General features: G+C 64.2%; 11 protein-coding genes. 5 read left to right on the plus strand and 6 right to left on the minus strand.

Translation table 11 applies throughout. From position 1 onward, the window contains the following. The 3 genes from LZC95_37000 (at nt 1) to LZC95_37010 (ending at nt 2,996) form a co-directional block, all read left to right on the plus strand. On the plus strand, nt 1–1,173 hold the full coding sequence (locus LZC95_37000) for an ABC transporter permease (GenBank protein ID WXA92038.1): 1,173 nt from the start codon (nt 1–3) through the stop codon (nt 1,171–1,173). Nucleotides 1,174–1,696: 523 nt separating this feature from the next. Then, the gene (locus tag LZC95_37005; GenBank protein WXA92039.1) at nt 1,697–2,440 is read left to right on the plus strand and encodes a DUF692 family protein; all 744 of its coding nucleotides are present in this window, start codon (nt 1,697–1,699) and stop codon (nt 2,438–2,440) included. Beyond that, nucleotides 2,433–2,996 (plus strand): hypothetical protein, encoded by a 564-nt coding sequence (locus LZC95_37010; protein ID WXA92040.1) that lies wholly within the window; start codon nt 2,433–2,435, stop codon nt 2,994–2,996. The genes LZC95_37005 and LZC95_37010 overlap by 8 nt, the downstream gene beginning before the upstream one ends. Here LZC95_37010 and LZC95_37015 read toward each other — a convergent pair. From LZC95_37015 to LZC95_37035, 5 genes are all read right to left on the minus strand, one after another. Further along, complete coding sequence (locus LZC95_37015) at nt 2,924–3,973, minus strand: cation diffusion facilitator family transporter (GenBank protein ID WXA92041.1); 1,050 nt, start codon at nt 3,971–3,973, stop codon at nt 2,924–2,926. The genes LZC95_37010 and LZC95_37015 overlap by 73 nt on opposite strands. Then, nucleotides 3,970–4,611 carry a hypothetical protein gene (locus LZC95_37020; GenBank protein WXA92042.1) on the minus strand — a complete coding sequence of 214 codons (642 nt, stop codon included), beginning with the start codon at nt 4,609–4,611 and terminating at the stop codon, nt 3,970–3,972. The genes LZC95_37015 and LZC95_37020 overlap by 4 nt, the downstream gene beginning before the upstream one ends. 96 nt (nt 4,612–4,707) lie before the next feature. After that, nucleotides 4,708–5,487, minus strand: coding sequence for a UPF0158 family protein (locus LZC95_37025; protein WXA92043.1), 780 nt, complete (start codon nt 5,485–5,487; stop codon nt 4,708–4,710). A 220-nt stretch (nt 5,488–5,707) separates the two neighbouring features. After that, nucleotides 5,708–7,195, minus strand: a complete 1,488-nt coding sequence (glpK, locus tag LZC95_37030; GenBank protein WXA92044.1) for a glycerol kinase GlpK — start codon at nt 7,193–7,195, stop codon at nt 5,708–5,710. 11 nt (nt 7,196–7,206) lie between these two features. After that, nucleotides 7,207–8,970 (minus strand): AarF/UbiB family protein, encoded by a 1,764-nt coding sequence (locus LZC95_37035; GenBank protein WXA92045.1) that lies wholly within the window; start codon nt 8,968–8,970, stop codon nt 7,207–7,209. Between the two features lie 64 nt (nt 8,971–9,034). On the opposite strand from LZC95_37035, the gene LZC95_37040 reads away from it, so the two are divergent. Then, entirely contained in the window at nt 9,035–9,577 is a 543-nt protein-coding gene (locus LZC95_37040) for a CAP domain-containing protein (protein WXA92046.1), read from the plus strand. Nucleotides 9,578–9,799: 222 nt separating this feature from the next. Here LZC95_37040 and LZC95_37045 read toward each other — a convergent pair whose 3' ends face one another. Then, nucleotides 9,800–10,870 (minus strand): beta-lactamase family protein, encoded by a 1,071-nt coding sequence (locus LZC95_37045; protein WXA92047.1) that lies wholly within the window; start codon nt 10,868–10,870, stop codon nt 9,800–9,802. Nucleotides 10,871–10,987: 117 nt separating this feature from the next. Between LZC95_37045 and LZC95_37050 the strand changes: the two genes are divergently transcribed. Then, nucleotides 10,988–11,641 (plus strand): ABC transporter substrate-binding protein, encoded by a 654-nt coding sequence (locus LZC95_37050; protein WXA92048.1) that lies wholly within the window; start codon nt 10,988–10,990, stop codon nt 11,639–11,641.

Raw genomic sequence — 11,641 nt, forward strand, 5'->3', positions numbered from 1 at the left:
ATGATTCCCATTCGATACAATGTACGAAGCCTCGCCGTGCGCAAAACCACGACATTGGCTACCGCATTTGGCGTGGCGCTCGTGGTCTTCGTATTCGCCTCCGCGTTGATGCTCTCCGAGGGCATCAAACGAACCCTGACGACCTCGGGAAATCCCAATGGCGCAATCGTAATGCGCAAAGGAAGCGACAACGAGCTTTCCAGTGTCATCGAGACGCCCACCATGAGCCTTTTGCTCGCCGCGCCCGGGGTGGAGCACGACCAGGCAGGCGGCAACCAGCCGCTGGGCGCCGGGGAAATCGTCGCGGTGAACACGATTGAAAAGCTGGGCGCCGATGGCATCAGCAACGTACAACTTCGCGGCGTGACCGATTTATCGGCCAAACTGCGCACCAACTTGAAAATCGTGGCCGGGCGCGCGCCCGCCCCGGGCAGCGACGAGGTCATGGTCGGCGAGCGCATCCGCGGTCGCTTCCGCGGACTCGATTTGGGGCAAAGCTTCGAGTTGAAAAAGAATCGCCAAGCGAAGGTCGTGGGCATCTTCACCGCGGGCGGCTCCTCGCACGAGTCCGAGGTATGGGTCGATCTGGAGGTGCTGCGCACGGTCTTCCGCCGCGAGGGCGTCGTCTCCTCGGTGCACGTCTTGCTGGAGTCCCCGGCCGCCTTCGATCGATTCCAAGCCGCCGTGGAGCAGGACAAGCGCCTCGGCCTTTTGGCCATGCGCGAAGTCGACTATTACGAGAAGCAATCCGAGGGCACGAGCATGTTCATGCAAGTGCTCGGCACGCTGATCGCGTTATTCTTCGCCATCGGCTCGATGATCGGCGCCATGATTACGATGTACGCCGCCGTCGCAAACCGCCAACGCGAAATAGGCACATTGCGAGCGTTGGGCTTTTCGCGCCGGAGCATCCTCTTCTCATTTCTGGTCGAATCGATGTTCCTGGCCACCCTAGGCGGGGCCATGGGCGCAGCCGCCTCGCTGCTCATGGGGTTCGTAAAGTTCTCCATGATGAACTTCGCCAGCTGGTCCGAAATCGTCTTCGAATTCCACCCCACCCCGGGCATCCTGATATCCGCCGTCGTGCTATCAGGCGCCGTCGGGCTGATTGGCGGCTTCTTCCCCGCCCTCCGCGCCGCCCGCATATCCCCAGTTACCGCCATGCGCGCCTAAAGAAGAGAAATTCACATGAAGGCGGGAAGGCGGGAAGTTTTTTTTGGGATTTCAATCAGCCAACGAGGTGAATTGAACCCCCAAAAAGCGTTCCGCGCCCTCTGTGCCGGCAGTCCTTCCCGCCTTCCCACCTTCATGTGAATTCTCTCATCGCTAAATGGGTTGAGAGGGTGCGACAACATGCCGCAGCGACAGGATGCCGCATCGGTTCTCCCGGCAATTCACGCTACGGATCGGGTTCCACCTTCGTGAGGAGATGCCACATGGAGAAGAAGGAAACGAAGAAGCCGAAGAAGTCGGTCGAGATCGTGCGCGTGCGTGAAATTCACGTGGGCGATGTCGGCGCGGCATCGTGTGCAACCATCTGCAGCGCGATTAGGCTGTAGTGGAGCAGATGGAAGAGCACGAATCCTCTTCCACCCCGGCCTTCCCCGGTTCATCGCCGGGGAAGCCCTCCGGGGTCCGCACTGTCCGAGTCGGCGTCAATTGGACACGGGCGGTGCACCTGCCGATCATTCGTCAAATGCTACGCGACGGCCAGGCCGACTTCGTGGAAATCCTCATCGACAATTTCCTTCACGTCGAACCAGAGGATATGGCCACGGCGCTCGATGGCGCGCCCGTCGCCTTTCACATCATGCATTCGCGCTTCTTGGAGCGCACCGAAGCCCAACTCGCCTTCATGGCCTCGCGCATTCGCACCATGGCCCGCGAGCTTCGGCCCTTCTACATTTCGGACCACTTGCTTCGCTTCACCGTCGATGGGCGCGAAGTCCCTTTTTTGCCCGAGCTCGATTATGGCCGCACATACGACCTGGTGTGCCAGCGCGTGACCTCGTGGCAAGAGCAACTGGGCACGCCCGTGCTCTTCGAGAATTACCCTTCCATCTTCGATTCCGGGCTCGAGCAGCCCGCGTTCCTCGAGCGACTCTTTCGCGAAACCGGCGCAGGGCTTCTCTTCGACGTCTCCAACGCCGTCTGCGCCCATCGCAATTGCCAATTGCCGCTCGCCGCGTGGGATACGCTTTTGGAGAGGAGCACCCACTTTCACGTGGGCGGTTACGAGCCCTCGAGCGAAGCGCCCTTCGTCAGTCTCGATCTTCATGGCAGCCCTCTCGCCGACGACACCCTCGACTACCTCGGACGCGTCTTTTCGCGAACGAGCACGGCGGCCACCATCAGCGTGGAACGCGACAACCACGTCGAGCTCGAGCCCTGGCGCGCGGACATCCTCGCCGTGCGCGCCCGCTGGGAGCAGCATGCGTGACGACGAATCGTGGCTCTTCTCCCAAGAGCGCGCCCGTCTCCTCCCCGAGGGCACACGCGAACGCGCCGTCGCGGAGTTTGCCATGCGACTGCGCTGGCACGGCCTCTTCGACCCCTGCCCGCGCGTCCTTGCACTCTGCCCGCCCGATGGCGCTGACGTCTTTCGACGCTTTCTCGCCTGGGCCGACCGCGCGAAGCCCAAGATGGACTGGAGCCTTCACCTCGAGCTCCTCGCCTGGCTCTCACGCGATCCCACCCACCACGATGCACTCGACGAGGACATGATCATCGAGCTGCTCGCCGCCGCGGCCTCCAAGTGGGCGATTTATGACCGCGGTCCGAACAAAGGCATCGTCCTCGGCTGCCAGCGCACGCCCTGCACGCTCGTCGTCGGCTGGAAATGCCTCTCCACCGAGCGCGGTCGCACCGTCACCTTGGCTGGCACCTCCGAACCCGCGACCGAAGATCTGGAAACCCTGGTCGGCTACTTCGAGGTGGCCGGTGCAAGCTTGGATTCGCTCGCGCCCTGGCTGCCATTCGCATCATCGAGCGACTGAACCCCGCGGCCGTCGCCGTGGGAGTCGACCTCCACGAAAATCTTCTTCATGTCGGGCAGCTCCGCGCGAAGCCGCCGCTCGAGCTCGTTCGTCGCGTCTTCGATTTCTTGCACACGCATCTCTGGCTGAAAGGCAATCTTCAGCGCCAGGATGATCACGTCGGGCCCGAGGTGCATCGTCAGCATTTGCGTGACGCGTTCGACCCCCGGGCTCTCGCGCACGATGGCGAGCACGCGCGCGCGATCCTCGGTCGTCGCCGCGGTGCCGATGAGCAACCCGTGCGTGACCCACGCGAGGATGACGGCCACCGACGTCAGCAGCGCGCCGATGATCAAGCTGCCCACGGGATCCCACCAGGGCTGGCCGGTGACATGGCTCAAGGTCACGGCAATCAACGCGATGCCCAAGCCGATGAGCGCGGCCGTGTCCTCGCACAGCACGAGCGGGATCGTCGGATCCTTGGCCTCCAAGAGCACCTTCTTGAAAGGCCGGCCGCGCGCCATCACTTTGAATTCCCCGAAGGCCACGCGGAAGCTCAACGCCTCGAACACGATGCTCGTGCCCAACACCGCGTAGTTCAGGTAGCTCGCTTCGAAGGAAATCGGCCAATCGCCGAGATGGAAGGCGATCTCCTTCGCGCTCTCGTGCTCTGCGTGCCCGAGGTTGGTCAAATGCTTGATGCCCTCGTAGATGGCGAAAGCACCGCCCACCGAGAAGAGCATCAGCGCCACGACGAAGGCCCAGAAATACTTCTCGGCCGAGCGCCCGAACGGATACCGCTCGTCGGCAGGCCTGGCTGCGAGGGCCAACCCCACGAGCAACAGCCCTTGGTTGCCCGAGTCGGCGAGCGAGTGAACCGCCTCGGCCAAGGTCGCGGTGGAGGCTGACAGGAGCGCCGCGCCGAACTTGCAGGCTGCAATCGCGAGATTCCCCGCGAGCGCGGCAATGACCACCTTCTTGCTGTCGCCGGAGCTCATTGGATGACGGCGATCTTCACCCGCGAACGCGCCCCCTGCAAGAACGCCGTTTCTGCAGCGCGCAATCGCTCGTCCACGTACCAATGGGAAAACGGAATCCGCGCTTCCTCGAACTTTTGCGATTTGTAGGGGTGCGCTGCCGTCCGGTACACGTCCCGAAGCTGCTCCTCCGAGGGATAGAGGATCGGCAAAACCGCGCGCTCCACGTAGATCGCTGCGCGCGCATGCCGCCGAAAGAACGCGGCCATCTCCGCGTCCGAGATGCGCTCCGCATCCGCCACGGCCTTCAAGGCGTTCTCACCACCGATGCGCTGAACCAGGCCCGTGCGCAGCTCCAACCCGACTCGGGCGAGCTCGGCTTCGTCCACCCCGCGCTCCAGCGGCAACGAGACGAGAAGCTCCTCCGAGATGTGGTGCTCGATGGCCGCTCGCACATGGCGATCTTGGTACGACCGAGCGTCGGTATCCTCGACCTTGGCCTGGATGCGCGCCTCGAACGCGAGCATGCGCTGCATGATGAAGCGCGGGCGCGAGGGCCCGCCCATGTCGGCCGCGTAAAACCGCACGGCCACGCCGTCCACGACGCCCACCTCGGTCTGCGCATGCGCAGGCGCCGGAAGGAAAAAGAGAAGCGCCAAGACGCCGAGAACGCCAAGGATTGGAGTTCGTGAACGAGGGCGTTCCTTCAGCACAATCAAATCTTGGCGTCCTTGGCGTCTTGGCGGTTTCTCTTTTTAGCGCGCTTCCTTTTCCTCGGGGGGCAGCGGGCGGGAGGCCGGGCTGGGCTCGATCTTCGGCGCCCGATCGCGCTCCTGCAGGTGCTCGTGGTGGTGCGCGAAACCACGTGCCGCGCGGCGCGCTTTCAAAAACTCGGCGAACGCGACGATGGTCTCCAAGTCGCGCGGGCCCAACCCCTCGGCCACCTCGCGCAAATGTTGCCGCGCAGCCTCGGCGTTGCGGGCGCGCCGACCGCTGGTCGACTTCGGCGCCTCTTCGCTGGAGGGCCCCACTTCGGAGAGCGGCCCCTCGCTTTCCGGGCCGGTCGCATTTTCTGCCCACTGCGGTCGTGCGGTGGGTCGGATGGCATGCGCAGTGAGCCAAGCCTCCATGAAGGTCCGCAGGCGCTCGCTCCGGAAGGTGAACCACTTCTCGCGGTCGGCTCCATAGGACATCAGCACGTCCTTGAAGCGCCGGAACGCACCCTTGCCGTCGATGGCGTGTCCCAGCTTGGCGCGGAGATCATTGTCTTCGACCATCGGAATGAATCGCTCCATCCAACGGTATTGCTCCCGCGAGCTCACCGGATCGATGCGGAGGTAATTCGGATCCGACGAGATGCGCACATGCATCTGTGGGTCGGCCACACCATCCACCACGCGCAACACCTCACCGGTCGATAGGTGCAAGTAGCTATGGACTTCAGGTGCGTTGTTTTCGAATGCGTCCTCGAGTGCTTCCCAATCGACGGGCACATCGCGCGTCGGCGCGGCGGGACGGTCCGCAGGCTCATTCATGACACTTGCTCCTTCGAAGGCATAAGAGGCGTCGAACGGCGGCGACGCGATGGCGGACAAAGGCAACCTTTTGCGATCTTGGGCTGAAGATCGCCGAAGGAGCTCAAAGCTAGGCGCGGATGGTGGTAATTCCTAAGCACCGGCTCCCGATGCACAGCGCCGGCGGTCACAACAGAGTGCCATTTTTCATCATGCGGTGAAAGAGAGTTACGCCGCCGCATCAGGCTTTGGACCGGGCTCGCCCCACGGCGTCCTTCCATCTGCTGAGCATTGCTGCGCGTTCGGGTTGTCCCACCTTCGGCGCAAACTGGGTTTCCACCTTCGCCAGAGCCGTGAGCGCACTCATTTCCGTGAGCCCTGCCCCAACCGCAGCCAGCATGGCCGCGCCACGTCCGGTCGATTCGATGTCCAGGGGGCGTTCTACAGTTACCTGGGCAATATCCGCTTGGAGCTGCATGAGCAGATCGTTTTGCACCGCACCGCCATCCACCCGAAGCCGAACCACCTCGCGCTTCGCGTCCTTCGTCATGGCCTCCAGCAAATCCCACACCTCGAAGGCGATGCCCTCCAGTGTGGCCCTCGCCAGATGGGCGGCCGTGGTCCCGCGCGTCAATCCCACGATGGTGCCGCGCGCTCCTTGATCCCAATACGGCGCCCCGAGCCCCGCGAGCGCCGGTACGAACGCGACGCCGTCGCTGGATTCGACCTTGCGCGCCAGCTCCTCGACGTCTTTCGCGTGCCGGATGATCCCCAGGCCATCGCGCAACCATTGCACCGCCGCACCGGCAATGAATGCGCTGCCCTCGAAGGCGTAGGTGACCTCCCCGCCGATCCGCCAGGCCACCGTGGTGACCAGGCCATGCGTGCTGAATAGCGGACGCGGGCCGATGTTCATCAGGGCGAAGGCGCCGGTGCCGTAGGTGCACTTGGCGTCCCCCTCGCCAAAGCACGCTTGCCCGAACAACGCCGCCTGCTGATCGCCCGCGATGCCCGCGATGGGGATGCCATCGGGCAAAAATCCGACGCCCCGCGTCGTTCCCACGACCTCCGCACTGCCCACGATCTTCGGCAGCACCGAGGCGGGAACCCGCAAGAGCTTGCACAACTCGGGATCCCACTCGATGCGCGCCAGGTTCATCAGCATGGTGCGCGACGCATTCGTCACGTCCGTGGCATGCACCGCACCGCCCGTTAGCCGATGGACGAGGTACGCATCGATGGTGCCGAAGGCGAGCTCCCCTTTTTCGGCCCGCGCCCGGGCTCCCTCGACATGGTCGAGCAACCACGCGATTTTCGTCCCCGAGAAGTACGCATCGATGACCAGGCCGGTGCGCTCCCGAACCCGCGGCTCGTGCCCGTCGGCCTTGAGGCGATCGCACACGTCCGCGGTGCGGCGGCACTGCCAAACGATGGCGCGGGCAATCGGCTCACCCGTGGCGCGATCCCAGAGAACGGTCGTCTCGCGTTGATTCGTAATCCCGATCGCGGCGATGTCCTTCGGGTCCACCTTCGCCGCCGCGAGAGCCTGGTTCACCGAGGTGACGACCGAGGCCCAGATCTCGCGCGGCTCGTGTTCGACCCAACCCGGCTTGGGAAAGTGCTGCGGAAACTCGGTATTGTGCCGCCCCACGGTTTTCCCATCGAGCGACACCACCAGCGCCGTGGACCCGGTCGTACCTTGATCGATCGCGAGAACGTACTTGGCCATGGCCCGCTAGCCTAACGCCACCGCCCCGACCGCGGGCGCGAGAAAATCGAGGAAAGGACGAGCAACACCGCCGCGCCGCCTGCGATCCAGACGAGCACACGCGCAATATGGTCTTCGCCGCGGAAGTGAAGTTGCAGCGCGGCTACACCGCAGGCGATGGCGATGGCGGTGTAGATGACCTGACGCCCCACGGCGTAGAGGATGCGGGCCCCTTCCTGCACGCCCCGCACGCGGACCTCGAGTTCGCCTCGCGTGGCGCGCGTGAGGTACTTGCGCAAATCGTCCGGCAGGGTGACGGCCTTGATGGCCATGTCCTTCACGGTGTCGACGGCAATCTGCTGCCAGTCGCGCTTTCCAAGGACGAATTCGTGAAGGTACGGCTGAATGATGGCCATGGGATTCAGCTCGGGATCGAGCACGGAGCAGCAGCCGTAGACGAGCAGGATGGTCCGCTCGAGCAGCACCCAGTCCTTCGGAATGTGAAAGGCACTGGAGAGCTCCTTCAGGCCGATGTTCATCTTGCGAAGGTCGAGCAAGTTCTCGAAGCCGCGCTGCGGATCGATCTTGATGTCCTTGAGGTTAAAGCTCTCGAGGCGGATCTCTTCCTGAAATCGCTGATGGAAATACTCGATGACGCGCTCGCTGACCTCTTCGTCGCTCGTGCGCGAGAGAAAACCCATCTTGCGCAATGCGCGGATCAGCCGATCCGTATCGCGGCGGAGCACGCCTTCGAGGAACTCGGGAATGCCCTCGCGCATGTGCGGCGATAGCTCCGCCACCGCGCCGAAGTCGAGCAAGATGAGTGCGCCGTCCTGGCGGACCAAGATGTTCCCGGGGTGCGGATCGGCATGGTAGACGCCGTCGACGAAGATCATCTGGCAGTAGGTGCGCACCAGGCGATTCGCCAGCTCTTTCTTGTCGATGCCCAATTCGTCGAGCCCGGCGAGGTCGCCGACCTTCTTTCCTGCCACGAAGGTCGTGGTGAGGATTTGCTTCGTCGAGAGCGACCTCACGGGCGTCGGAAAGACGAGCATGGGGTCGGCGGTGAAGTTGCGCGAGATGCGCTCGATGTTGTCGGCCTCGAGGGAGAAGTCGAGCTCTTGGCGAAGCAGCTCGCGGATCTGGTGGTAATAGGCGTCGAGCCCCTGTACCGGGAAAAAGAAGCTGATGATGCGCAAAATGCGGCGGATCGTCTTCAGGTCGAGCCGGACGATCTCGTCGATGTCCTGGTGTTGGACTTTGACGGCGACGCGCGTGCCATCGCGAAGGCGGGCCTCGTGCACTTGGCCGAGGGATGCGCTGGCGATGGGCACGCGCTGGAAGTCGGCAAAGAGCTCGTCCACCTTGCCAGCGAGCTGCTCCTCGATGCGGTGCACGATCTCGCCAAGCGGGCGCGGTGGTACTTGGTCCTGCAAGGTCTCGAGCTCGGCACGGAACTCCTCGGGGAGGAAGTTCGCCATGATGGAGAGCAGCTGGCCCACTTTGATGAAGAGCCCCTGCAGCGCCAAAATGGTGGATTTCACGCGCCGCGCGTTGCGCAGGTGAACCTCCCGTATGTCGTGCGCGGGGTACTCTCCGGGCGACATGCGCCGCCGAAACGCGAGCCAGAGGTAGCTGAAGATGACTTGGAACGTCGTCGCGTACGCGCGAATGAAGCGGTAGCTGTTCGCGCCGCGCGGCCGATACGCGGGCTGCTCGTCACGTGGCTGCGTGGTCATGGACGACGGCGACGATTCCGTTTCGGCGTGACGAAGACTGAGACCTCGGTCGACCATCTTTCTTCAGCGTATTCTAGAAACGCGCGAGCGGGCGCCGGCGTCCTACTTTGTGGGGGCTGGTTTGGAACGGGGGCGGAAAGATCGCGCTTGGCGTGCGGCCATCGTCTGCTTACTGGCGGTGGCGGCGTCGACGGCATGCGAACGTGCTGCGGACTCGGATAGTCCGTCGACGGGGGATCTGTCGACCGAGACGCGAGGAAACGACCCGCCGAACTTCGATGATCTGGATGAGGCGCGCCGGTACAACCTGGACCGGGTCAATGCCTACCGTGCCGAAGAGGGCGTGCCGCCGCTCGTGCTCGACGAGTCGCTCAACGTGTTTGCCCAGGCCGCGAGCCAGCAGCTCGCCGCCGACCACGTGCCGCACAAGTATTTCAAGACCAACGTATACAAGTGCAAATGCAACCTCGGCGCCGAGAACCAAGGCGCGCCGAATGGCTGGCGCTGGCGCCGGGTCGATGTGCAAATCGATCAGATCCTCGCGCAGATGATGCTGAGTCCCGGCCACCGGAAGAACATGATGAACCCGGAGTACAAGCGCCTGGGCATCGGGCTGGTGAATCCCGGAGAGGATCTCTATTTCACGAACGACTTTGGCCGCTAGAGGTCGTAGCCGATTCGACGTATCGAGTTCAAAACTTCGTGACGCTGGAACCGCGGCAGCGAGAACGAACCGGCGGGACCGGCGCGACTCGTGGCTCGGGGAGCCAAGAACCGCCATGACCGTGTGGCGATCCTCGAGCTGGGCACGGACAAAGGCGCCGGCCTCGCCGGGCTGGTTCCGCTGCCGCACCTTGACTGCCAAGAACGCGCGAGTCCACCACCTTCACCCCGCCCTTACGTTGAGGGCTAGCTCGAAGAGAGCGTCGTGGATCCACGGTCGCGCGGTGCGGATGGCGACGTGATCGCGCGTGGGGTGCACGCGGTTCGTGAGGACGACGAGGATCACGCGGGCGTCGGGATCGATCCAGAGGCTCGTGCCGGTGAAGCCGAGGTGGCCGAATGCGCGCGGGCCGATGCGCGTGCCGGCACTGGAGCCTTCGGGGCTTTTGCCGTCGAAGCCCGCGCGCAAGGTACCACCGGGGCGCTCGCGAAGGACCCAGCCGCCCGAATCGATGCGACCGAGCACGTAGGCGCCGAACCGAAGCACGGCCTCGGCGGTGCCAAACATGCCCGCGTGCCCGGAGCCGCCCTCGCGCGCGAGCGCCCACGCCGTCTCGTCGTGCACGCGGCCGCGGATCGTGCCACCACGCCAGCCCACGATTTCCGTCGGCGCCGCCCGCGCGACCAGATCGATGCCCGCGGCCTCTAGCCCGCGCGCGGTTCCCAATGTCGCTTCGAGGCCGAGCGGGCGAACGAGGAGCCGCTCGATGGCCTCCCCGGCATCCCGCGCGCCCACGAACCGCGCGAGCGCTTCGCCGGCAAGGGCATACCCCGCATCGCTGTACAGCGGCGGAAAGCCTTGGGGCGGGCAAGGGCCGATCGCTTCCGGACGCCGCGCGTTCGCCAACGTCATCCATGCGCGCGCCGGATCGATCTCGCCCCCGGCGATCAGCGGCGCACAGATCGGGTACGTGGCGCGCAGCCCCGCGCGGTGCGCGAGCAGAAGCTCGATGGGCACCGGCGCGGAGGCCGTGCCCGCGAGCTCGGGAAGGAAATCGACCAGCGGGCGAGCCGGATCGAGCCCGCTTTCGACCACGGCCAGCGCCGTCATGGGCTTCGTCACGCTGGCCAGATCGAAGAAGGTGTCCTCGGGTGGAACGTCGCCGGCGAGCGGCGGATCTCCGGCCCCGGCGGTCACCCGCGTCCCGTCTGGCGCGACGAATCCCACGGCACAGCTGGGGGCGATGCCGGACTCGACGACGCGTTGCACCAGGTCAGAGGCGCCGCTTTTCATCGCGTGGAATGTTGCCAAGTTCCGTACGTCGAACATAAAGACCGTTTCCAAACGCCCCAACGTTACAGGCCAAGCTCAACCGCCTGGCCCGTATGCCGGGAGCAGAGTGAGAACCTAATGAAACTACGGAACTTTTTCTCGATTGTCGCGCTGGCGTCCGCCGTGGCTTTGACGGGCTTTTCCAGCCCCGCCTCCGCGGATGAGGCAGCAGATGCCCAGGCATTCGTCCAGGCCCAGCACGGCAAAATCTCGGCGCTCCTCCGCCAGCCTGCGTCCGGTTCGCGCGACTCGCAGATCAACGCCGCGCTCGAGACCTTCGTGGACTACGACGAGCTCACGCGCCGCGCATTCGGCAAACCGTGCCCGCCGGCCGTGTCCAATTGCACGGACCACTGGGCGCAGCTGACGGACGCCCAAAAGACCGAGGTGCGTGGCCTGCTCAAGCAGCTCGTGGAGAAAAACTACCGCAAGAACATCATTAAGACCCTCGATTACGAGGTCTCGTTCAAGGGCACGCGGGCGGCAGGCCTGGGGGATTCGCGCATTCGGACCGAGGCGCAGAACAAACTAAAGCCGCGCGATCCGGCCGTGCAGGTCGATTACTTCGTGCACAATCAGCCGGGCGGTTTGAAGGTCGTGGACATCGTGACCGAAGGCTCGAGCCTGACGAAAAATTACTACGACCAGTTCCACAAGATGCTGACGACCGAAGGTCAAAAGTACCCCTACGTCGTCAAGAAGCTGCAAGAGAAGATCGCCAAGAAAGACTGA

Source organism: Sorangiineae bacterium MSr12523 (assembly GCA_037157775.1).
GTDB lineage: Bacteria > Myxococcota_A > Polyangia > Polyangiales > Polyangiaceae > Pendulispora > Pendulispora brunnea.